Source organism: Vibrio pacinii DSM 19139 (assembly GCF_000711795.1).
Classification (GTDB): Bacteria; Pseudomonadota; Gammaproteobacteria; order Enterobacterales; family Vibrionaceae; genus Vibrio; species Vibrio pacinii.
The window spans coordinates 130999-154546 of sequence record NZ_KL543977.1 but is presented as its reverse complement, the minus strand read 5'-3'; the positions used below and the strand labels follow the sequence as shown (position 1 = coordinate 154546).

The window sequence follows — 23548 nt, the reverse complement described above, 5'->3', positions numbered from 1 at the left end:
TGCGTTGAAATACGGTACTCAATTTGAAGATTAAACGATTTTTTGCCAAAGACATGCGCACCGCCTTGCTTCAGGTTAAAGCTGAACTGGGTGACGATGCCGTGATCATGTCAAATAAAAAAGTTTCGGGCGGAGTTGAAATCGTTGCTGCTGTCGATGGCGAAGGTGCAAATCGCATTGGTGCTGGCAATAGCAATAGTCAAGGTTATAACTCGGCCCCAAGAAATACGCCGCCTCGTCAGGCTTCTAACTCAATGCCGAGCACGCCTAAGCGAGCGCTCGACGATGACCGTGTGAGCCTACAGTCACAAGCGGATTCTGGACGTTCAATGACCAAACGCTTTGCGAACATGCTTAAGCAATACAGTTATGGTCAAACTGATGCAGGTGGTCGAGAGGAGGAAGAGAGTTCAGACTCTTTATCGGCCTTGTTAAAACGTCAAGCCTCGTCTCGTCCTCACAGCCAAGAAAATGTTCGAGTAAAAGAAGACTCACCGTTAGCGCGCCTTATTGCAGAAGATCGTCGTATTGACAAACCTGCGGCCAAACTTGATCCCACACGCTATGAGCGTTCGCGACAAAACGAACCAAGCATGTCGAGTGACGATCTCGAAGAGATGAAAGAAGAAATGACATCGATTCGTCGCCTGCTCGAACATCAAGTTTCGGGCTTAATGTGGCAAGAGGTCGAGCGACGCGAACCACTTAGAGCGATGTTAATTAAGCGCCTTGAACGCATGGGGGTCTCTTCCGATCTCGCCGACCAACTGGCGTGCTATATCCCAGAAGACACCCCTCCGACTAAAGCGTGGAAAGCGCTGTTGGGTTTAGTGTCTGACCAAATCCCAATTTCTAAGCAAGATATTTTAAAACGTGGCGGTGTTGTTGCGCTGCTTGGCCCGACAGGGGTAGGCAAAACAACCACGGTTGCAAAACTGGCCGCACGCGCGGCGATGGAGTTTGGCGCTGATAACGTCGCGCTCGTTTCTACCGATACTTATCGTATTGGTGCACATGAGCAATTAGCGATTTATGGACGAATTATGGGATGTCCTGTAAAAGTCGCTAAAGATTCCAATGAGTTAGCCGATGTAATATATCAGTTACGAAATCGTCGCCTAATTCTGGTTGATACAGCAGGTATGGGGCAGCGTGATGTAAGGCTGTCTGAACAATTAGACACGCTTATGCATGAGAGTGGTGAGGTCATCCACAGTTATTTAGTGCTTCCTGCCACTGCACAGCGCAAAGTACTGCAAGAGACTATCGACCATTTTAAGCGTATTCCACTGTCTGGATGCATTATGACTAAACTGGATGAATCCCTGAGTTTAGGTGAATTCGTCAGTGTAGTGGTGCAGAATGCACTGCCAGTGGCTTACATCGCGAATGGACAACGAGTTCCCGAAGATATTGTGATAGCGCAACCAAAGTATATGGTCGCTAAAGCAAATGAATTACTTGAGAAGTCGACAGATGATGAACCTCACTACTGGAATAGTGAAGCGGAGAGGTTCTAGGCGGCGGACGATTATGACGAATAATATGATACAAGACCAAGCAAGCGGATTACGCCGCTTAACACAACCTTCTTTGACTAAAGTTATCTCGGTGACGGGTGGTAAAGGCGGTGTTGGTAAATCAAACGTAGCTTTGGGTATGGCGATCTCAATGGCGCGTCAAGGCAAAAAAGTAATGGTTCTTGATGCCGATTTAGGTTTGGCGAACGTTGACGTAATGTTGGGTATTCGACCAAAACGTAACTTAGGTCATGTTTTAGCCGGCGAATGCGAGCTGAAAGATGCTATTGTTGAAGGACCACACGGTATTCGCATTATTCCCGCGACATCCGGAACTCAATCTATGACTGAGCTCTCCCATGCGCAACACGCCGGTCTTATCCGTGCGTTTGGTAGTTTAGAAGATGAAATGGACGTATTGATTATTGATACGGCCGCAGGGATTTCCGACATGGTGGTGAGCTTTTCACGAGCGGCTCAAGATGTGGTAGTGGTGGTGTGTGATGAGCCAACATCAATCACCGATGCCTATGCTTTGATTAAGTTGTTGAGCAAAGACCACCAAGTCCCACGCTTCAAAATTGTTGCAAATATGGTCAGAAGTTATCGCGAAGGTAGAGAATTGTTCGCAAAGTTGACCTTGGTCACAGAGCGATTCCTGAATGTGAGCCTTGAGCTCGTCGCATGTATTCCGTTGGATGATAAAGTTAGACAAGCAGTTAAAAAACAAAAAATTGTTGTCGACGCGTTCCCAAGATCTCCAGCGGCGTTAGCAATCGGTTCGTTGGCAAGTAAGGCACTTACTTGGCCAATACCTAGAACACCGAGTGGACATCTTGAGTTTTTTGTCGAACGCTTACTTAACAGACCAGAGATGTTAGAGGAACCATTTGGTGAATAAGGCCTTGACCTATGACCAGTACGCCAACCAAAACAGTCAACGTGTATTTTTAGAGAAATACTCGGTGCTTGTGAAGCGTATTGCTCACCATTTGCTCGGGCGTTTACCGCCAAGCGTGCAGGTGGAAGATCTTATTCAGGCGGGCATGATTGGACTACTTGAAGCTCAAAAGAACTATGATGGTAGTAAAGGAGCGAGCTTCGAAACGTATGCAGGCATCCGAATACGAGGTGCTATGCTAGATGATATTCGTCGCGGTGACTGGGTACCACGTTCAGTACATAAGTACAATCGTGAAGTTAGCCAAGCGATATCTGCTCTCGAAGGTGAGTTGAATCGAGACCCGACTGATTCAGAAGTCGCCCAGCATATGGGAATTGGCTTAGAGCAATACCATACGATTTTAACCGATATTAGCTGTTCACGTTTGGTGGGGATTGAAGATCTTGGCGTTTCCGAAGATGTCATTTCATCTGGAGATAGCGAAGCAGAGAATTTACCCTTTCAAGGCGTTGCCGACGAGTATTTTCGTCAAGCTTTGGTCGACTCGATCAAAACTCTGCCAGAACGAGAAGCACTAGTACTTTCGCTTTATTACGATGAAGAGTTAAACTTAAAGGAAATCGGTGAGATAATTGGTGTTAGCGAGTCACGCGTTAGCCAAATATTGAGCCAATCAATGCAGCGTCTACGCACAAAGTTAAGTGCTTGGACAAAATAATGAGTAAAAATCACTGATCTCGAACTCAGTGGAGGCAATTTTGAATAAAAACATGAAGATCCTTATTGTTGATGATTTCTCAACAATGCGACGTATCGTTAAGAACTTACTTCGTGACTTGGGTTTTAACAACACCCAAGAAGCAGACGACGGCTTAACGGCGTTACCTATGCTCAAGAAAGGTGAATTCGACTTTGTCGTGACAGATTGGAATATGCCAGGTATGCAAGGTATTGACCTTCTCAAGCACATCCGTGCAGACGATGGGTTGAAGCATTTACCAGTATTAATGATCACTGCAGAAGCGAAACGTGAGCAGATCATCGAAGCTGCGCAAGCGGGTGTTAATGGCTATATCGTTAAGCCATTCACTGCTGCGACATTGAAAGAAAAACTAGACAAAATTTTTGAGCGTTTATAGTCAAGGGATTGATTATAAGTTAAAAGGCCAATTCAGAATGATTTCATTAGAACAGGCAAAAGAACTCGTAGCACTGCTAGAAAGTGGTCAGCAACAAGACGCGAATATTCTTGTTAAAGGCATCTACGAAAACGCTTCAAACCCAATGCTACAAGAGATTGGTGCATTGACTCGTGATTTACACGAGTCGATTAAACACTTTAGTGTGGATGAGCGTATTAGCGAGATAGCCAAGGACGAAATCCCTGATGCTAGGGATCGCCTCCAGTACGTTATTGACAAGACCGAAGTCGCCGCGAATAAAACCATGGACGCTGTCGATCGATGTATGCCTATTGCTGACAACTTGCATGAAGGGTTACTCAAAGTGCGTCCGCAATGGAACGAGTTGATGCGTGGTCGCATTGAACTCTCTGAATTCAAAGCGTTATGTCATCATATCGATGAACTATTAACAGAAGTCGAAGGCGATAGTTCGGAATTAAGAGGGCAATTGACTGAAATCCTAATGGCTCAAGATTTCCAAGACTTAACTGGGCAAATCATTAGTAGAGTGATTAACCTTGTTAATGAAGTTGAGGGTAGGCTAGTTGAAATACTGACCGCATTTGGTTCTAGCCATTCAGAACATGACAGTGCAAATAAAAACAACAAATCAGCAACGGATCCAGAAGGTCCTATTCTTAACCCTCAAGAAAGGGAAGATGCCGTTTCATCACAAGACGAAGTCGACGACTTACTCTCGAGTCTTGGGTTTTAGAGGTAACATATGAGCTACGAATTAGACGAAGACATTCTTCAGGACTTTTTAGTCGAAGCAGGAGAGATACTAGAACTTCTCTCTGAGCAATTAGTCGAGCTAGAAAATAACCCTGATGATAAAGATCTGTTAAATGCTATTTTCCGTGGTTTCCACACCGTAAAAGGTGGCGCGGGCTTCCTAGCGTTGACTGAACTTGTTGACACCTGTCACGGTGCAGAGAACGTGTTTGATATTTTGCGCAATGGCCAGCGTAAAGTCAGTTCTGGCTTGATGGATACCATGTTAAAGGCGCTTGATACGGTTAACGAACAATTCCAAGCTGTACAAGATCATCAGCCTCTACCCAAAGCCGAACAAGCACTACTCGACGAGCTGCATCGACTCAGTGACCCTTCCGCGCCTGATGACGCAGACTCTGTTATCGCTGAGCAACCTGTTGTTGACGAAACGCCTGTTGAAGCACCACAAGTTGAACAACCTGCTGAATCTAAACAGATCTCTGCTGGTTCAATTGACGAAATAAGCCAAGACGAATTTGAAAAATTGCTCGACGAACTGCATGGTTCTGGTAGTGCTCCTGGCGCGGCAGCAGCTCCGGCGGCTCCCGCTACACCGCCAGCATCGGCACCAAGTAGTCAAAGCAGCGGCGACATTACCGATGATGAGTTTGAGAAGCTTCTTGACGAACTTCACGGCTCAGGTAAAGCGCCTGGCAAGAACGAAGCGGCTGCTCCTGCCTCACCACCTGTCACGCCAAGCGCTCCAACTTCTGCTGCGATGGGCGACAGTGATTTAATGAGTGATGAAGAGTTTGAAAAACTCCTCGATGACTTGCATGGTTCTGGTAAAGGTCCTTCAGTGGAGGAGCTCGAAGCGGCTACTAAGCCAGCTGCTGCGGTTAACCCTGAACCTGTGGAGCCTGTACAACCAAAACCTGAGGCAAAGCCAGCACCTGTGCAAGCAGCGCCTCAACCGCCAGCTAAAAAAGAAGCGACGCCACCAGCAACACAAGCGAAAAAGCCACAAGTGGATGCAACTGTTCGTGTTGATACCTCAACGTTAGACACCATTATGAACATGGTGGGTGAGTTAGTTCTGGTGCGTAACCGCCTGTTAAGCTTAGGGCTTAACAGCAACGACGAAGAAATGTCGAAAGCGGTTTCCAACTTAGATGTAGTCACTGCCGATTTGCAAGGCGCGGTAATGAAAACGCGTATGCAGCCGATTAAGAAAGTCTTCGGTCGCTTCCCTCGCGTTGTTCGTGATTTGGCGCGAAGCCTTAACAAAGACATTACTCTTGAAATGCGTGGTGAAGAGACCGATCTTGATAAAAACTTGGTCGAAGCGCTTGCTGATCCATTGATTCACTTAGTGCGAAACTCGGTTGACCACGGCATTGAAATGCCAGATGACCGAGTGGCCGCTGGGAAGCCGCGAACTGGTAAAGTTATTTTATCGGCATCTCAAGAGGGTGACCATATCGAGTTAGCTATCGTCGATGACGGTGGTGGTATGGACCCAGACAAGCTCCGCGCTATTGCGGTGAAACGCGGGATGATGGATGAAGACGCCGCGTCTCGTTTGACCAACAAAGAGTGTTTTAACCTTATCTTCATGCCTGGCTTCTCAAGCAAAGAAAAGATTTCCGACATTTCTGGCCGTGGTGTAGGTATGGATGTGGTTAAAACCGCGATTAATACCCTAAACGGCTCTATTGACATCGACTCTGAGCTTAGTAAAGGGACCAAGATAACCATCAAGGTGCCGCTGACATTAGCTATATTGCCAACTCTTATGGTTGGTGTGGCGAATCACCCATTTGCACTGCCTCTTGCCAGTGTTAGCGAGATTTTCCACCTAGATTTAGGTCGTACCAATGTCGTTGATGGCCAGTTAACCATCATAGTACGCGACAAATCGATACCACTGTTCTATCTGCAGAACTGGCTTGCCCCTCAAATGGGTCAAGTAGAACGTGGTAAAGGCCATGGCCATGTGGTCATTGTCCAAATTGGTAATCAACGTGTTGGTTTTGTAGTTGATACCTTAATTGGACAAGAAGAAGTGGTCATCAAACCGCTTGATAACCTATTGCAAGGTACACCCGGTATGGCTGGTGCGACAATTACCAGTGATGGTCACATCGCTCTGATTTTAGATGTGGCAGATTTGCTCAAGCAGTATGCTGCTGCTTCACGAATCTAAGTCGTGAGATAAAGAAGGACGCATATGGCGATCAAAGTACTAGTTGTAGATGATTCGAGTTTTTTCCGCCGCCGAGTGAGTGAAATTATTAACGCAGAGCCGCGTTTAGAAGTCATTGATGTGGCGACTAATGGTAAAGAAGCCGTTGAAAAAGCACTACGAATCAAGCCTGACGTCATCACTATGGATATCGAAATGCCGGTCATGGACGGCATTACTGCCGTTCGTGAAATCATGGCGAAAAGCCCTGTGCCAATTTTGATGTTCTCATCGTTAACCCACGATGGTGCTAAAGCAACCTTAGATGCGCTTGAAGCTGGTGCGTTAGACTTCTTACCAAAGAAGTTTGAAGATATCGCACGTAATCGTGATGAAGCGGTTACCTTATTGCAACAGCGCGTGATTCAAATCGCATCAAAACGAGCGTCAATGCGCCGCGCTATCGTAAGGCCGGCCGCATCTGCTCGTTCAGATACTGCTACTACGCCAAACCGTACCCCCATCCGACCTACAGCAGCCAAGCCTGTTGTAACAACGCGATTTAAAGCCAGTGGTAAGAAATACCAACTGACTGCGATCGGTACATCAACGGGTGGCCCTGTCGCATTGCAGAAAATTTTAACTAAGCTTCCGTCAAACTACCCGCATCCTATTGTGCTCATTCAACATATGCCGGCCACGTTTACGGCAGCCTTCGCTAGTCGACTTAACTCACTGTGCAAAATTCAAGTGAAAGAAGCGCAAGATGGTGATCTACTCAAGCCGGGCGTCGCTTACTTAGCGCCAGGTGGCAAGCAGATGATGATTGATGGTAGGCCGGGCTCAGCAAAATTGCGCATCATCGATGGTGGTGAACGGATGAACTATAAGCCTTGTGTCGACGTGACTTTCGGTAGTGCCGCTAAAATCTATTCCGATCAAGTACTCTCAATGGTGCTGACTGGAATGGGCGCTGATGGGCGCGAAGGTGCTCGGATGCTAAAAAATTCGGGTGCGACGATTTGGGCGCAAGATGAAGAGAGTTGTGTCGTTTATGGCATGCCGCAAGCTGTTGCTAAAGCAGGCATTTCTACAGAAGATTTGCCGCTAGATAGAATCGCTGAACGTATGTTAGTCGAAGTCGGTCTAGCATAGAGGTTTCACATGATTGTATGGAGCATAGCAAACCAAAAAGGCGGTGTGGGTAAAACAACCACGACCATTACCCTTGCGGGTTTGCTTAGTAAGCAAGGAAAGCGTGTACTCTTGGTCGATACCGATCCGCACGCTTCATTGACCACTTATCTTGGTTATGACTCGGATACGGTGTCCTCAAGCCTTTTTGATCTCTTCCAACTAAGAGAATACACCGCGCAAACGGTGATGCCTCTGGTGATGAAGTCAGATATTGAAGGTATCGACTTGATCCCCGCGCATATGTCATTAGCCACTCTAGATCGAGTGATGGGCAATCGCAGTGGCATGGGTCTGATTCTTAAGCGCGCTTTGTTGGCCATTCGTGACCGTTATGATTATGTACTGATCGATTGTCCTCCTATTTTAGGTGTGATGATGGTCAATGCGTTGGCGGCGAGTGATAGAATTCTTATTCCTGTGCAAACAGAGTTTCTTGCGATGAAAGGTTTAGAGCGCATGGTACGCACGTTGGCTATCATGCAAAAATCACGCAATAAGCCGTTCAAAGTGACCGTAGTGCCAACGATGTACGACAAAAGAACGCGTGCTTCTTTGCAAACGCTACAGCAATTGAAGAAAGATTACCCTGACCAAGTCTGGTCATCAGCGATTCCGATCGATACTAAATTTAGAGATGCCAGCTTAAAGCATTTACCCGTCTCTCACTTTGCATCGGGAAGTCGTGGTGTGTTTGCTTACAAGCAACTACTTATTCATATAGAGAGGTTAGCCATTGATGACTAGCCAATCATTGCTATCGAGTGAACAAGCCCTCGACGATTACTTTTCAGCATTACTTGCAGAGGAAGTCGAGCAAGATGAGATAGAACCGCTAGAGAGTGACGCAACGCTAGCCATTGTGGCTAAAACCGAAACTCATGAACTTGAACCAATGATGCAGTCGGTGCAAGAAAAAAGTTATTTTCATACACCGGCTACTGAAGTCGAAGTGCCAAATCTTGAAGATGTGGAACGTCTACTTAAGCAGCTAGAAACTGACAACCCCGTTGCCGAGCTTGATTTAGAGCAGGTAATGGTGCAAAACACGCTCGAGATCGCCCAAGTACAGCCAGAGACAGTAACTGCGGTTGAGGAAATTCAAGAGTGGGACTTAGTAGAGCCTGAGCTCGATATTGACGTCGAGCAAAGCGTAGAAACCGTCACTGAGTCAATCGAGCCTATTGCCCAAGTCGCACAGTCGTTGGACACTGAGCTTGAGGTGGTCACCGAGGGTGAGACATTCGTTGATACCAATCTGACCACTGACGCCGAATTAGCGACACAACCAAGCCATAAGTTGGGTGATTGGCATTCTACACAGCGCGATGTTGAGTTTCCGGTACTTTACTTTGACGTTAATGGCGTCACTTTTGCGGTCCCTCTTGACGAGCTTGGCGGTATTCACCGTATTGCGGAAATGAACCATCTTATCGGTCGGCCTGACTGGTATCTCGGCTTGCAAACCAGTCGTGAGGCCCAGCTGGATGTGGTCGATACCGCGAAGTGGGTGATGAGTGAAAAGCTCAACGACGACACTTATAAAGAAAATTACCAATATATTGTGATGTTGGGTGAGAGTATGTGGGGATTGGCCTCAACTCAATTGAAGGGAACCGAAGCCCTAGACCCAGCAATGGTACGCTGGCGAGAAACTGCCGGGAAAAGGCCGTGGCTTGCTGGCATGGTGAAAGAAAAAATGTGTGCTTTGATCCACGTTGAAGCATTGATAGCTATGCTTAATGCAGGACTTGATGTTAAAGCATTAGATAATTAGAACATTTATGCCGATTTAGGCTTAGAGAGGATAAGGTATGTCTCAAACTAATGAAGTTGAAGTAAGAAAAGACCAGTCAAGTGACGAAGTGCTTCAGTGGGTGACGTTCCAGCTAGAAGAAGAAACCTACGGCATTAATGTCATGCAAGTGCGCGAAGTGTTGCGTTATACAGAGATTGCCCCTGTACCTGGTGCGCCTGACTATGTTTTAGGTATCATTAATCTTCGCGGTAACGTAGTCACTGTCATCGATACTCGCTCACGTTTTGGTTTGATGGAAGGTGAGATCACCGACAATACACGAATTATCGTGATTGAGTCTGAACATCAAGTGATTGGTATTTTGGTGGATAGTGTCGCTGAAGTGGTTTACTTACGTTCTTCTGAAATTGATACAACACCAAGTGTCGGTACCGATGAAAGTGCTAAGTTCATTCAAGGTGTCAGCAACCGCGATGGCAAGCTACTCATTCTGGTTGATCTTAATAAACTACTCACTGATGAAGAGTGGGATGATATGGCTCATCTGTAATGGATGCGAGTTGGATGACAAATGCTCCGGTGATCGCTGGGGCTATTGTTTCAGTCATACTGCTGTTTTTTTTGGCACTTTTTCGATTCAAGCAAGGACAAGTTCGCGCTTCTGAACATATTCGTCAACAGAATCGCCACTTAGATAAAGAACTGCAAAAAGCCAATAAGCAACTGTTAGAAGTACGCTCGGTCGTGGTTGGGCTTGGGCAGAAAGTCAGTGAACAGCAGGATTTGATCCAACACTTAGGTGAGCGTATTACTGAATTAGAACAAGTCGATAGTGATGGGCGACTTTATTCTAGAGCCACCAAGATGGTTCAATTAGGGGCCGATCTGGAAGAGTTGATTGAAGAGTGTGAATTGCCTAAAGCGGAGGCCGAGCTGATGATGTCGCTGCAAAACAAAATCACGGGCAAAGAAAAAATCCCCCCTTTAGAGAGCGGCTTTGAACGTCGCCAAGCTTCTCGTCGAAGAACAACCAGTAAGAAATAATTGCTAAAAAGTGCCTAAGGGCACTTTTTTTATGTCTGGTTGTAATCATTTAGTGGTAGTTACTAAGGTTTGTGGTTAGATATTAACAGATTCTTACTTAGTTTCGTGATTCGTATAGGTCTATTTCTGTTTTGCCATCAATAGGCTGTGGTAAGATACAGCCTCGAAATTTATCTAGTGATCCCAAATGTTAGAAGTATCTCAACTGACCGCGATTAGAGATGAAAGAATTTTGTTTGAATCTCTGTCTTTTACTATAGATTCAGGCGAATTAGTTCAGATTGAAGGACGAAACGGCACCGGTAAAACCACCCTTTTGCGCATCATTACAGGGCTGGGTGACCGTGACAATGGCGATATTTTTTGGGATGGTGAACAGATAGAGTCTAATCGCGATGCTTTTCATCAAGAGTTGTTGTTTTTAGGCCATCAAACCGGTGTTAAGCGTGAACTGACCGCGTACGAAAACCTCCGTTTTTACCTCAGCATTCATGCCAAAAAGCGCGTTGATAAAGCAACAGTTTATCAAGCGTTGACCAAAGTTGGCCTTGCTGGGCGTGAAGATGTTCCTGTTGCACAGCTTTCTGCTGGCCAGCAGCGTCGTGTTGCCTTAGCGCGGTTATGGTTGAGTGATCATAAGCTATGGATACTTGATGAACCCTTAACCGCGATTGATAAGCAGGGGGTTAAAGTTCTTGAATCACTGTTTTTGCAACATGCTGAAAGCGGGGGCATTGTGATGCTAACCACGCACCAAGACATGTTTGCTGACAACCCAAAACTTAGAAAAATTAAACTGGGTGACTAACCATGTTTGGGACCATCAATAGTATTATCAGACGAGAGCTTCTCATCGCTTTTCGCCGACAAGCGGATATTTTTAACCCTTTGTGGTTTTTTATTATCGTCATTACCCTGTTTCCGCTTAGTATCGGCCCTGAGCCTAACTTGTTAGCACGTATTGCGGCCGGTATTGTGTGGGTCGCCGCGCTGCTTTCCGCCCTGTTATCACTTGAACGTCTATTTAGAGACGATTTCCAAGATGGTGCCTTAGAGCAGATGATGTTGATGCCCGTGCCTTTACCTGTGGTCGTGATCTCGAAAGTGATTGCGCACTGGCTACTGACGGGGTTGCCGTTAATTATTATCAGTCCGCTGCTTTCGGTGCTGCTATCGCTCGATTTTAATTCCTGGCTTGGTGTCGTGCTGACCCTACTCATTGGTACGCCAACCTTGAGCTTTATTGGGGCAATAGGCGTGGCGCTGACGGTTGGATTACAAAAGGGTGGCGTATTACTTAGCTTGTTAGTATTACCCCTCTACATCCCAATTTTGATTTTTGCGACCTCAGCCATTGATGCGGCATCTTTAGGAATGGCGTATAACGGACAACTGGCCGTCTTAGGTGCGATGTTAATGGGCGCAATGACCTTAACGCCTTTTGCTATTAGTGCGGCGTTGCGAGTTAGCGTCAATTAATGGCTACGGCCAACCAAATAGTTACCCTTTATAAAATACAATAACGAAAAATTGTTTAGCCCAAGTTAAACGAAACTGAAGTGAGAGTGAGAACGACAATGTGGAAATGGCTTCATCCTTATGCCAAACCAGAATCGACTTATCAGTTGTGCGGTAAGTTACTGCCTTGGTTTTCCATACTGGCGCTGTTGTGTTTATCTGTTGGTACTGTGTGGGGGCTTGCCTTCGCGCCATCAGATTATCAACAAGGCGACAGTTTCAGAATTATTTATATTCATGTTCCTTCGGCAATTTGGTCGATGGGTGTTTATATGTCGATGGCGATTGCGGCGTTTATTGGCATCGTATGGCAGTTGCGCTTATCGGATATGGCCGCCGCAGCCATGGCACCTATAGGCGCAGTGTTCACTTTTATTGCGCTAGTAACGGGTGCGGTATGGGGCAAACCTATGTGGGGAACGTGGTGGGTTTGGGATGCTCGCCTTACGTCTGAACTGATTCTTCTATTTCTCTATTTGGGTGTTATTGCGCTTTATCACGCATTTGACGATCAAAAAACAGCGTCAAAAGCGGCTGGCATTTTAGCGATTGTTGGTGTGGTTAATCTACCGATAATTCACTTTTCCGTCGAGTGGTGGAACACACTGCACCAAGGCGCGACGATTACTAAATTTGAACAACCGTCTATCTCGAATGATATGTTGTGGCCGTTGCTACTCAATATCTTTGGTTTTGCATTTTTCTTTGGCGCACTAACAATGATTCGCTTACGCAATGAAATCATTAATAAAGAGAGTCACCGTCCTTGGGTGATGACGCTAGCCAAAGTGACATCTCAGAGAGGGGATTAAGCGATGTATTTTGAATCTTTGAGTGATTTTATTGCGATGGGCGGCTACGCCGGCTATGTCTGGAGCGCATTTGGCATTACGTTTGGCGCGATGTTGATTTTACTATGGGTAAGCGTAAGCCGTGGGCGTCGCTTACTCAATGAAGTTCAAGCTAAGGTTGATAGGCAAGCGCGTATTGATGCTGCGAAAAATTTGGAGAATACGTTATGAACCCAAGACGTAAAAAGAGGCTCGGCATTGTTCTTGCGGTCTTTATTGGTATCAGTGCCACTGTTGGTTTAATGCTTTATGCTCTTAATCAAAACATGGATCTATTCTACACGCCGACCGAACTGGTCAACGGCAAGCCTGACGGGACAAAGCCTGAAGTCGGTCAACGACTACGTATTGGCGGTATGGTTACGGTAGGGTCAGTTAAACGTGACTCTGAGTCACTGCGTGTTTCATTCGAACTGCGTGATGTTGGGCCAACCGTCACCATCGTCTATGACGGTATTCTTCCTGATCTGTTCCGTGAGGGGCAGGGGATCGTCGCTCAGGGCGTCTTAAAAGATGCGACAACAGTTGAAGCATTTGAAGTGCTTGCAAAACACGATGAAGAGTATATGCCTTCAGAAATTGCAGAAGCGATGAAAAAAACGCATGAGCCACTTCAGTACTCAGAAACACAGATACAAGGAAGCGACCAATGATTGCGGAAATCGGTCATTTTGCGATGATCATCTCTTTGGCTCTGGCCGTGCTACTCAGCATTTTGCCATTAGTCGGAGCATCGCAAAATAATACGCTACTAATGAATAGCGCCAGGCCTCTATCGTGGGGAATGTTCCTGCTGCTCGCGTTGTCATTTGCGGTGCTATTGTGGGCGTTTTACACCAATGACTTCACCCTCAATTATGTCGCGAGTAACTCTAACAGTCAGTTGCCTTGGTACTACCGTTTAACGGCAGTTTGGGGAGCACACGAAGGGTCGCTACTTCTTTGGGTTCTGATACAAGCAGGTTGGACGGTCGCGGTTGCGTCGTTTAGCCGTGGCATGCCGCAAGAATCTGTCGCGCGCGTGCTTGCGGTGATGGGGATGATCACGGTTGGTTTCTTGCTGTTTATTATCCTCACATCGAATCCATTTTTACGTACTTTACCTTTCTTCCCGGTAGATGGCCGAGATTTGAACCCACTACTACAAGATCCGGGTTTGATCATTCACCCGCCAATGTTGTACATGGGCTATGTCGGTTTCTCAGTGGCGTTCTCGTTTGCGATCGCGTCATTGATGACAGGTAGACTCGACACTGCATGGGCGCGTTGGTCTCGTCCATGGACAACTGCCGCATGGTTATTCCTGACACTCGGCATCGCGTTGGGGTCGTGGTGGGCTTACTATGAGCTTGGCTGGGGCGGTTGGTGGTTCTGGGATCCAGTTGAAAACGCATCATTTATGCCATGGTTGGCTGGTACGGCATTAATGCACTCACTGGCCGTGACAGAGAAACGCGGTACGTTCAAAGCGTGGACGGTATTATTGGCGATTTCGGCCTTTTCATTGAGCTTGTTAGGTACCTTCTTAGTACGCTCAGGCATTTTGGTTTCGGTGCATGCGTTCGCATCTGATCCTGCACGCGGTATGTTTATCCTTGGCTTCCTAGTGTTTGTTATTGGTGGCTCGCTGCTATTGTTCGCGGTTAAAGGTGCGGCAGTGCGTGTGCGCGGTAACTTCGAGCTTGTTTCGCGTGAAAATGTGTTGTTGGCCAATAACGTATTGTTAATTGCCGCGTTGGTGGTGGTTCTGGTTGGTACATTATTACCACTGGTTCATAAACAGCTCGGTTTAGGCTCGGTATCAATTGGTGCCCCTTTCTTTGATATGCTATTTGCTTGGTTGATGATCCCGTTTGCTTTCTTGCTTGGTATCGGTCCATTGATTCGTTGGAAACGCGATCAACTTTCCAGCTTAATCAAACCAATGGCTGTGTCAGGGGTTGTTTCGCTAGTTTTTGCGGCGGTATTTGTTCACCTGTTCTCAGACTACTTCCAATTTATGGCGTACCTAGGTTGGGTGATGGCGCTGTGGATTTTGACAATGCACGGTTTTGAACTGCATCAACGAGCCACTCACCGACACAACTTCATTGAAGGGGTGAAAAAGCTTCAACGCAGTCACTGGGCAATGATGTTAGGTCATGTTGGTCTTGCGGTGAGTGTGATTGGTATTGCGATGGTGCAAAACTACAGCATTGAGCGTGATGTACGTTTGGCGCCCGGTGAGACGTTTGAAATTCAAGGGTATGACTTTTTCTTCTCAGGGGTTCGTGATAAAGATGGTCCGAACTATGACGGCTATATCGCTGACTTTGAAGTCACGTTAGACGGCCGTTACGTCAACACTTTACATGCAGAAAAGCGTTTCTACACCACAGCGCGTTCAATGATGACCGAAGCGGCGATAGATAGAGGCGTGACACGCGATCTTTACATCGCGATGGGTGAGCGCCTTGACGATAATAAATCGTGGGCAGTGCGTATCTATTACAAACCGTTTGTCCGTTGGATCTGGGCTGGTGCCTTATTGATGTCGTTAGGTGGCGCTCTAGCCATTAGTGATAAACGCTATCGTTTTAGAAAGAAGACTAAGTTGGAGGAGGCATAATGAATAAGAAACTTTTGTTTATTCCTCTGGTGATGTTTCTAGGTTTAGTGGCGGTATTTGCCACTCAACTTATCAAAAACCAGCATGGTGATGACCCAACCAAATTGGAATCGGTTCTGGTCGGAAAAAATGTGCCAGATTTCCGACTCGAAGACTTAGCCGAACCTGGCAAGCTTTACGATCAGGCTATTTTTAAGGGCGAACCTTTGCTGCTTAACGTGTGGGCGACGTGGTGCCCAACTTGTTACGCTGAGCACCAATACTTAAATGAGTTGGCTCAACAAGGGGTCAAAATCATTGGCATGAACTATAAAGACGATCGCGAAAAAGCGGTTGGCTGGTTAAACGACTTAGGTAATCCCTATTTAATTAGCTTGTTTGATGGCAACGGCATGCTTGGTCTTGATTTGGGCGTGTATGGTGCGCCTGAAACTTTCTTGATCGATGCTAATGGCGTTATCCGTTATCGTCATGTTGGCGACGTCAACCCAAATAATTGGGGCGCGACACTTAAGCCAATGTATGAGGCCTTACTCGCGGAGGCGAACCAATGAGAAAGTGGTTACTTACATTCGCGGCAAGCTTGATGTTGGCGTTATCTGCTCATGCGGCGATTGAAGTGTATGAGTTTGATAGCTTAGAGCAAGAGCAGCAGTTCAAAGAACTCGGCAGTACCCTGCGTTGTCCAAAATGTCAAAACAACACCATTGCCGATTCTAACGCAGAACTGGCGGTTGATTTACGTCATAAAGTATATCAAATGACCAAAGAGGGTAAGTCAAAGCAAGACATCATTGACTACATGATCGCTCGCTATGGCAACTTCGTGACTTATAACCCGCCATTTACTATTGCAACGTCAATTTTATGGTTGGGGCCAGTTGCCGTTGTCCTGTTTGGTTTTGGCTTTATTGTTATTCGCAGCCGCAAGGCGCGCGTGCAGTCAAGCAAAAGCCAACAGCAATGGGATGAAGAAAAAGAAGCGCGACTCAAAGCGCTACTTGATGAAAAGAATGATGGAGATAAGCAGTAATGGCACTATTTTGGATCGCTTCAATCATTCTTGTCGCAATCAGTGTGGTGGTGATTGCACTGCCGTTTATCAAGCAGAAGTCGAACAACGACGCGCAGCTTCGAGATGAACTGAATAAAGCATTTTACAAAGATCGTCTCGAAGAACTCGCAGAAGAAAGTGACGAAGGCTTAGTGGGAAATCAGCAAGAACTTATTGATGATTTGAAGCAATCGTTGCTTGATGACATCCCTGGCGATACGTCGAGCGAAGTAGAAAACAATACCTCATCTTGGTCGATTATTGTTCCCTCTGCGCTATTAGTGGTTGGTCTGTCGTATGGCCTATACTTTAAATTTGGCGCGTCTGATGAAGTGGTGCAGTGGCAACAAGTAAACGCCAACTTACCTGCGTTGTCGAAGAAGCTAATGTCGCCACAAGGTACTGCACTTAGCGATGATGAAATGCAAGATCTGACGCTTGCGCTTCGTACTCGCTTGCATTATCAGCCGGACGATTCCACGGGTTGGTTGTTACTTGGTCGTATTGCTTTAGCTAATCGTGATGTTGATACGGCAATTGGCGCGATGAAAAAGGCCTATAATATTGAATCGGACAATACCGATGTGATGTTGGGTTACGCGCAAGCTTTGATGTTATCACAAGACGACGTTGACCAAGACAAAGCCCGCAGCCTACTAGGTAAGCTTGTTCAACAAGATTATGTCGACTTGAGAGTGTTCTCTTTGTTAGCGTTTGATGCTTACGAACGTAAAGATTACTCTGCCGCCGTGCGCTATTGGAGCATCATGCAGCAGATGATTGGTGCCGAAGACAGCCGTTACGAGATGCTTTCCCGCAGTATCGAAAATGCGCAAAAGCAAATGGGTCAGCAAGTTGGAGAAGGCAAATCTGTCGCGGTGACGATTTCTCTTGGCGATCAAGTCCCTGTCGACAGCAATGCTGCACTGATTGTATCTATTCACTCCGCTGATGGTTCACCTATGCCTGTTGCTGCTGCGCGATACCCTGTTGGCACATTCCCACGTACTGTTGTGCTCGATGATGGCAATAGTATGCTAGCAGATCGTAAGCTTTCATCACTTGATTCACTATTGGTTCGTGTCCGTATAGATAGTGATGGTAACGTTGCAACCAAACAAGGGGACTGGTTTGGTGAGAGCGAAGCCGTTAGAATGGGCGAACCCGTTGATGTGGTGATTGATAACCAGTATTGATAACTGCTGGTTATAGGATGACGAAGGCTGGTGGAAACATCGGCCTTTTTTAATGGATATTATAATAATGAAAAGTATTAAACTGCAGCGCTGGATATTGCTGTGCTCAATGTTAGTGGGGGCTGGGTGTGCAACGACACCTACCGGGCAAGAAGGGCTTAACGAGCCGCAGGTATACGACCCTATCGAAAGCTTTAATCGTTCGATGTGGACAATCAACTACGATTATCTTGACCCATATTTTGTTCGTCCCGTGTCCCTAGCGTACGTCAATTATATACCCGTCCCCATCCGTACTGGGATCAGTAACTTTTTTGGCAATTTAGATGAGCCTGCTAGTATGGTAAACAACTTACTGATGGGTAATGGTGAAAAGGCGTTAGACCACTTCAATCGTTTTTGGCTTAACACCACTCTTGGCTTAGGTGGTTTAATTGATATCGCCTCTGAGGCTGGCATCACCGATCATAATGAAAAAGCATTCAGCGATGCAATAGGGCACTATGGTGTTGGAAATGGTCCGTATGTGATGGTACCTGGTTATGGCCCGTGGACAGTACGCGAAACGGCAGATTTAGTAGACAGTGCTTATGTGCCATTATCGCTACTGAACTTTTGGGCAAGCCTGAGCAAGTGGGCGTTCGAAGGTATGGAGACTCGCGCCGCTATTGTTAATCAAGAGTCGATGTTAGAAAACTCACCAGATCCATATGCCTTAACGCGCGATATCTATATTCAGCACCAGGATTTTAAAGCAGAAATTCAAACAGACAATTACGATGCCGAACAAGAAGCTTATTTAGATGAGTATTTAGATGATTTTTAGGTTGCAATCGCTTGTTTAGCCACGAATAAAATAAAGGCTTGGTCTCGACCAAGCCTTTATCATTTAACCAATCGTTGTTAGAAGGTGTAGTTAGCTTGGACACCGATTAGCCAGATGTTACCTGTTACTTCACCTTCGAAGCTACCACCAGCAAGGTTTGCTGCAACGTCAGTTTCATGCATACGTGCATCTTTAGCAAAGATATAGGTGAAACCAGCGTCTAAGCTAAGTTTCTCTGACCATTGGTAACCAGCACCTAGACTCAGCCATAGACGGTCAGTCTCAGGGATGGTTGCTGTGCGGTTCTCTTCGCTCACTGCTGATTCATCGTACGCAATTCCAGTGCGTAGAGTTAGCTTAGAGTCCATTTGGTAAGTAGCACCAACAGCGTAACGGAAGTTGTCATCCCAGTTTTCGTGTTTAATCGTGTTGGATGCTTCACCAGGAAAATCTGCAACAAGCTTTTCAAAGCTGCTCCAATCAGTCCAGTTGATGCTAGTGTGAATAGCTAAAGCGTCGTTAACTTGGTGGAAGGCTGCGAATTCAGCTGTAGCAGGAAGAACAAGGTTCATTGAACCCGCTTTATGAGCTTTAGGATTCGCTGGATTGAAACCATAGCCGTTTGCATAACCTTCTAACGTAAGGTCTACTTCAGATTTGTATGTGAAACCAATTCTATTTGATTCGTTTAGCTGCCAAGCGACACCCGCTTGCCACGCCCATGCAGAATCTTCCCCTTCCATATACTTCAGAGGAGTACCTGCTGGAAGGACTGCACTTTGTGGTGACGCAATAGCACCGAAACTGCCGTCTGCCTCTATGTAGCGCAAGCCTGCACCAATACTCAGAGTATCAGTTAACTGATATGCTGCATTTAGGTTTGCTTCAACAGAGTAAACACTTGCTTCATTGCCGTGGTTAGCGCCTGCAAAGTTGTTACCGAGATTAGTTTCCATACCATAGTTGGTACCCAGAGCGAAACCTAGGGCAAACTTATCATTGTACTTATGCGATACATAGAAATTAGGAATAACGGCATCATGAGCAAAGTCGCTAGAATTTGCAGCAATTTTATTACCGGAATAAGTACTAGTTCCATTTACATCGACATTCGGATCAACATAAATACCACCCACTGAGATCTGAGTACCTTCCAAATACGTCAACATTGCCGGGTTGCGCCACTGTGCACTGGCATTATCAGCCATGGCTGCTTCGCCTGCGTATGCGCGGCCAAGGCCGGTGGCTGAGTATTCTGCTAGTTGAAAGCCGGCCGCATTAACAGATGCTGACGTGGTGATTAAACCGCAAGCCACTGCGATAGAGAGAAGTGTTTTATTGCTTTTCATTATAATGTTCGCTGAATTGATTTTATATCCATGGCGAGATGATAAGGTTAGAGTTATTACTTTAAAAATAAAAAACACTGTATCGCCTATGTTTGAAATTATATATAGAAAATATCACATTTATTGGTTGAATAAACTGGATGTTAATGAAGTGTGTGTTTTTTTGAGCGTACACTTGTGCGGTATATAAACCGTTGCGAGTACAGTTGTAAGCTCGAATTGAGTGATGGCTTTGTTAAATGTGTTGGTAAGGCAGAGATTTAGAAAGCAAAAAGGTCAGCAGAGGCTGACCTTTTAATCGTTAGTTTGTTCGCTGAGCTTAGAAGCTGCGGCTGTACTGCAGACCCATTAGGATAGCATCTGCGTGTGTAGTTCCTGATACAGCGGTATTTTGGTAAACAGGGTTTGGAGCAGATAGGCCAGTAGGTAGAGTTACTGACTCATTTACTTGGGTGTCATCACCCATTAAATAAGTAAAGCCAAAGTCTATGTTCGATGCACTGTCAATATGGTAAGTAAAACCAGCTGATAACCATTGGCGATCTGAATCAGGTACAGAGATCGATGTCAGACTATCTTGTGCGCTAGTGTCATACATATAACCAGCACGCACAGTCCAATCGTTATTTAGGTAATAAGTACCACCAATTGCGTAGCGCCAACCATCTTGCCACTTATAATCTTTTTGATATAAAGGACCGTTAGCAGCCAAACCAGACTTAGTTGCATCTAAATTGTCGAAATCGATCTTATCGAAGTTACCCCAACCAATCCATTGAACACTGTAGTGAACAGCAAACTTTGTGTCTTCGATTTTATGGAAGCCTGAAAACTCTGCCATATCCGGTAGCGGTAGGGTTACTTTCTGACCTGCATCGTCTTCAGCTTCAAACTCAGGGCTGTAACGATAAGCCAAACCAAATCGATTATTTTCATCTAGCTCATAGACAGAACCAAGGTTGAAGCCTACTGCCCAACCATCAGCTTTGTCTACGTTCAACAAGTAAGCAGCACTGTTTGTGCCAGGTACTGCGCGCTTAAATGTACCCTGACCGTAGACTAGGTCAAGTCCCGCGCCAATGCTCCATTGTTCGTTGATACGGTATGAACCAGCTAGGCCTAGATTAAAGCTCTTAACATCGGTAAGACCACCGAATTCTGACGCTACATAATTATCATCGAACTCAGTTTTAGTACCGAAGTTAGAGTAGGCGTTGACACCCCATGCGAACTTCTCATTTACTGGAACGATTAAGTGAATATTTGGCGCAATAGAGGTATCACCAGCGTCATCTACGTTTGCAGACTGAGTTGTAGAGGGTGCTACAGGGCTTCCCGTCGCATCTAGGAAAGTCTTACTGTAAGTTGCATCTTTAACTTCAATCATTGAAGTAATGCTTTCGAAACCTAAAGATAGCTCCATCTTATCGAAAAGAGCCATTGCCGCTGGGTTACGAGACATAACCGCGGCGTTATCCGCGATAACCGCATCGCCAGCAAATGCGCGGCCAATACCAGTTGCAGATTGAGCGTTAAGTTGGAAGCCTGCAGCGAGAGCGTGCTGCGAAGCGAGTGTAGCGGATGTAATGGTTACTGCTAAAAGTGTTTTTTTAAACAGACGCGTCTTGTTCATTTTTGCTTTTTCCTTCTTCTTTCGCCTCTGATGGGCGATATTATTTGAGCAAAAGCTCAGTGGTGGCTGATACTAGACCCAAGTATAGAATATAGAAATCCGACCATTGCCAACTTGGAGGGTAAAATTATGGAAATGATGGCTATCTGGCAGGAAAGTGTTGCAAAAATGGTCTTTTTAGAGTGTTGACTCTAATTTTATGCTAAAAAAATGGCTTGGATAGAGTTTCCAAGCCATGACCTCGATCACAAAATGTTACTGATTTGTTAATTTGAGGCTTTGATGATCGTTGATAGGTTTTGAGCGATGATAGCGACATTTTCGCCCTCTTCACCGACCAAGATCAGACTGTTGTTGCCCATCGGTTCCACCACCCCTGACATTCCCTGCTCATTAAAGTCGACCGTTTTATCTGTTGCGATACCAGTGAGAAACAAGGTGACTTTGCCTTTTTCACCTTGGAATACCATATGTAAGGCATTCGATTGGCCAAAGCCACAATGGTTCAAGTAATAAACGTGATAAGGAAAATTTTCTGCTAGCTGATGTTCGAACGGAACCATCTTGGCGTTTATCTGCGAAGAGGGCACTTGTTCATCGAGTTTATCGACAAAAGGCTGCTCATCGATCACATGTTTAATCGCAGTGTTAACCAAGCTGGCTTGTGCGGGGGCGATAACGACATTGCCCCAGTTGAGTTGACCAACTAATAGACCCGCGACAAAAGCAACCGATGCTGCCATCGCCATCGCTTTGCGCGCAAAATTTGGTCTTACCACCTTATCATCGTCTTTTATTGACGAGGTTTGGTTAAACAAAATTCGATCAGCTAAATCGTCAGGAACATCTACCGTCATCGCTTTGGCAATTTTTTTGTCGAGTTCGCAAATTTCGTCTGCAAACTGACTGTTTTTGTCGTTGGCTTTAATGGCCGCGGTGATGTGTTGGTCGCGACATTTTGGATCGGACATAATGCGTCGACGGAATTCTAACTCATCCATTTTGCTGCCCTCTCTGTTGGCTATCTGTATCTAACATCTCTTTGAGTTGATTCCTGGCTCTGAATAAGCGAGTCATCACAGTATTTTTATTGAGATCCAAGATCGCGCCGATCTCTTCACCACTAAAGCCGCCGACCACTTGAAGAAACAGCGGTTCGCGATACTCTTGTTCTAATTTCATGATCTGGGCTTGAATCCATTCGGTTTGATGATGTGGGTCGTCGGAGACCTTGGCATCATTGCCGTGATCGTCAATATCTACCAAATCGAACTGCTTACGTTCAAAGCGTCTCGCATTCTCGCGACGCAAAATCGTAATTAGCCAAGATTTGGCGGCCTTTTCATCTTGCAAACTATCGAGAGATTTCCATGCCCTAAGGCAGGTCTCTTGCACCAGATCTTCAGCAACGCTTTGGTCTTTACATAGCCAATAAGCGTAGCGGAACAAGTCTCTATGATAGGCTCTTACAAGCGCTTCGTATTTTCTTTGTCTGTCCATATCCGAGTTGACCGGGTCGGGGGACTTTTTCTTTCCAAAAAAATTTATAATAGACACTTGGCTTCCCTCATGGATCCGTCACTTCTATTGATTGAATATTTTTTATTTATCTTAGTTACCATTTACAGTGCGTCCTAGTAGGATGCGTACCACCTAAGTTTGACTGCGCTAAATGACATTAGGTTCAAGCTTTCAGTGCTTGAAAAAAGCGCCGCACAATTTAATCATCAGTCGCAACGCACAAATCCACTTAAAATTGATCTACTTCAAAATCTAACAAACTCTAACGGTTATAGTAACACCTGTCATCTAGTCAGTGTTTTCACTGGCGAGTTGAGCAAGATGACACTTCCTTTTGAAGGCTGACTTTACTTTCTCCTAATCAGGAAACTGATTATTTCAATTGGCGTTAGTTAATTGCTTTATATATTCCGACCACACAGTTTTGTGTGGTTTTTTTTTGCCCCCTCTATTAGTAAGCTAGTCAGTACCCACCGAAAACTAGT

The 23548-nt window shown here is 45.7% G+C and carries 25 protein-coding genes; 21 read left to right on the top strand and 4 right to left on the bottom strand.

The window, feature by feature from the left end; all coding sequences use genetic code 11:
- Window positions 1–23 precede the first annotated feature (23 nt).
- From flhF to BS19_RS17175, 21 genes are all read left to right on the top strand, one after another.
- A complete protein-coding gene (flhF, locus tag BS19_RS17275) occupies window positions 24–1520 on the top strand; it encodes a flagellar biosynthesis GTPase FlhF (RefSeq protein WP_038177024.1) in 1497 nt (498 codons plus the stop codon).
- Between the two features lie 13 nt (window positions 1521–1533).
- Entirely contained in the window at window positions 1534–2421 is an 888-nt protein-coding gene (locus BS19_RS17270) for a MinD/ParA family protein (RefSeq protein ID WP_038177023.1), read from the top strand.
- On the top strand, window positions 2414–3142 hold the full coding sequence (locus BS19_RS17265) for an RNA polymerase sigma factor FliA (protein WP_038177022.1): 729 nt from the start codon (window positions 2414–2416) through the stop codon (window positions 3140–3142). Before BS19_RS17270 ends, BS19_RS17265 begins: the two co-directional genes overlap by 8 nt.
- A 52-nt stretch (window positions 3143–3194) precedes the next feature.
- Entirely contained in the window at window positions 3195–3563 is a 369-nt protein-coding gene (cheY, locus tag BS19_RS17260) for a chemotaxis response regulator CheY (RefSeq protein WP_038177020.1), read from the top strand.
- Between the two features lie 37 nt (window positions 3564–3600).
- Window positions 3601–4323, top strand: coding sequence for a protein phosphatase CheZ (locus BS19_RS17255; RefSeq protein WP_038177252.1), 723 nt, complete (start codon window positions 3601–3603; stop codon window positions 4321–4323).
- 9 nt (window positions 4324–4332) lie between these two features.
- Complete coding sequence (locus BS19_RS17250) at window positions 4333–6531, top strand: chemotaxis protein CheA (RefSeq protein WP_038177019.1); 2199 nt, start codon at window positions 4333–4335, stop codon at window positions 6529–6531.
- Between the two features lie 24 nt (window positions 6532–6555).
- Window positions 6556–7665, top strand: coding sequence for a protein-glutamate methylesterase/protein-glutamine glutaminase (locus tag BS19_RS17245; RefSeq protein WP_038177018.1), 1110 nt, complete (start codon window positions 6556–6558; stop codon window positions 7663–7665).
- 9 nt (window positions 7666–7674) lie between these two features.
- The gene (locus tag BS19_RS17240) at window positions 7675–8451 is read left to right on the top strand and encodes a ParA family protein (protein ID WP_038177017.1); all 777 of its coding nucleotides are present in this window, start codon (window positions 7675–7677) and stop codon (window positions 8449–8451) included.
- Window positions 8444–9481, top strand: coding sequence for a chemotaxis protein CheW (locus BS19_RS17235; RefSeq protein WP_038177016.1), 1038 nt, complete (start codon window positions 8444–8446; stop codon window positions 9479–9481). The genes BS19_RS17240 and BS19_RS17235 overlap by 8 nt, the downstream gene beginning before the upstream one ends.
- 37 nt (window positions 9482–9518) lie before the next feature.
- Window positions 9519–10013, top strand: coding sequence for a chemotaxis protein CheW (locus BS19_RS17230; RefSeq protein ID WP_038177015.1), 495 nt, complete (start codon window positions 9519–9521; stop codon window positions 10011–10013).
- The gene (locus BS19_RS17225; RefSeq protein ID WP_038177014.1) at window positions 10013–10507 is read left to right on the top strand and encodes a DUF2802 domain-containing protein; all 495 of its coding nucleotides are present in this window, start codon (window positions 10013–10015) and stop codon (window positions 10505–10507) included. The genes BS19_RS17230 and BS19_RS17225 overlap by 1 nt, the downstream gene beginning before the upstream one ends.
- Before the next feature lie 187 nt (window positions 10508–10694).
- A complete protein-coding gene (gene ccmA / locus BS19_RS17220; RefSeq protein WP_038177013.1) occupies window positions 10695–11315 on the top strand; it encodes a cytochrome c biogenesis heme-transporting ATPase CcmA in 621 nt (206 codons plus the stop codon).
- A gap of 2 nt (window positions 11316–11317) precedes the next feature.
- On the top strand, window positions 11318–11986 hold the full coding sequence (gene ccmB / locus BS19_RS17215) for a heme exporter protein CcmB (RefSeq protein ID WP_038177012.1): 669 nt from the start codon (window positions 11318–11320) through the stop codon (window positions 11984–11986).
- A gap of 98 nt (window positions 11987–12084) precedes the next feature.
- Window positions 12085–12837: a heme ABC transporter permease gene (locus BS19_RS17210; protein WP_038177011.1), complete on the top strand. Its 753-nt coding sequence runs from the start codon at window positions 12085–12087 to the stop codon at window positions 12835–12837.
- 3 nt (window positions 12838–12840) lie between these two features.
- Window positions 12841–13047, top strand: a complete 207-nt coding sequence (gene ccmD, locus BS19_RS17205) for a heme exporter protein CcmD (protein WP_038177010.1) — start codon at window positions 12841–12843, stop codon at window positions 13045–13047.
- Window positions 13044–13529: a cytochrome c maturation protein CcmE gene (gene ccmE / locus BS19_RS17200; protein WP_038177009.1), complete on the top strand. Its 486-nt coding sequence runs from the start codon at window positions 13044–13046 to the stop codon at window positions 13527–13529. The genes ccmD and ccmE overlap by 4 nt, the downstream gene beginning before the upstream one ends.
- The gene (locus BS19_RS17195) at window positions 13526–15484 is read left to right on the top strand and encodes a heme lyase CcmF/NrfE family subunit (protein WP_038177008.1); all 1959 of its coding nucleotides are present in this window, start codon (window positions 13526–13528) and stop codon (window positions 15482–15484) included. Before ccmE ends, BS19_RS17195 begins: the two co-directional genes overlap by 4 nt.
- A complete protein-coding gene (locus BS19_RS17190; RefSeq protein WP_038177007.1) occupies window positions 15484–16038 on the top strand; it encodes a DsbE family thiol:disulfide interchange protein in 555 nt (184 codons plus the stop codon). Before BS19_RS17195 ends, BS19_RS17190 begins: the two co-directional genes overlap by 1 nt.
- Window positions 16035–16517 (top strand): cytochrome c-type biogenesis protein, encoded by a 483-nt coding sequence (locus BS19_RS17185; RefSeq protein ID WP_038177004.1) that lies wholly within the window; start codon window positions 16035–16037, stop codon window positions 16515–16517. Before BS19_RS17190 ends, BS19_RS17185 begins: the two co-directional genes overlap by 4 nt.
- Window positions 16517–17734 carry a c-type cytochrome biogenesis protein CcmI gene (gene ccmI, locus BS19_RS17180; protein WP_038177003.1) on the top strand — a complete coding sequence of 406 codons (1218 nt, stop codon included), beginning with the start codon at window positions 16517–16519 and terminating at the stop codon, window positions 17732–17734. The genes BS19_RS17185 and ccmI overlap by 1 nt, the downstream gene beginning before the upstream one ends.
- A gap of 67 nt (window positions 17735–17801) precedes the next feature.
- Complete coding sequence (locus BS19_RS17175; protein ID WP_038177002.1) at window positions 17802–18560, top strand: MlaA family lipoprotein; 759 nt, start codon at window positions 17802–17804, stop codon at window positions 18558–18560.
- Between the two features lie 77 nt (window positions 18561–18637).
- Here the strand turns inward: BS19_RS17175 and BS19_RS17170 are convergent, their stop codons facing one another.
- The 4 genes from BS19_RS17170 to BS19_RS17155 all read right to left on the bottom strand — a co-directional run bounded on the left by BS19_RS17170 (window position 18638) and on the right by BS19_RS17155 (window position 23042).
- The gene (locus BS19_RS17170; protein ID WP_038177000.1) at window positions 18638–19909 is read right to left on the bottom strand and encodes an outer membrane protein transport protein; all 1272 of its coding nucleotides are present in this window, start codon (window positions 19907–19909) and stop codon (window positions 18638–18640) included.
- Window positions 19910–20228: 319 nt separating this feature from the next.
- Window positions 20229–21542 (bottom strand): outer membrane protein transport protein, encoded by a 1314-nt coding sequence (locus BS19_RS17165; RefSeq protein WP_038176999.1) that lies wholly within the window; start codon window positions 21540–21542, stop codon window positions 20229–20231.
- A 266-nt stretch (window positions 21543–21808) separates the two neighbouring features.
- Window positions 21809–22543: a DUF3379 domain-containing protein gene (locus tag BS19_RS17160; protein WP_038176998.1), complete on the bottom strand. Its 735-nt coding sequence runs from the start codon at window positions 22541–22543 to the stop codon at window positions 21809–21811.
- The gene (locus tag BS19_RS17155; RefSeq protein WP_245609306.1) at window positions 22536–23042 is read right to left on the bottom strand and encodes a sigma-70 family RNA polymerase sigma factor; all 507 of its coding nucleotides are present in this window, start codon (window positions 23040–23042) and stop codon (window positions 22536–22538) included. The genes BS19_RS17160 and BS19_RS17155 overlap by 8 nt, the downstream gene beginning before the upstream one ends.
- Window positions 23043–23548: the final 506 nt, after the last annotated feature.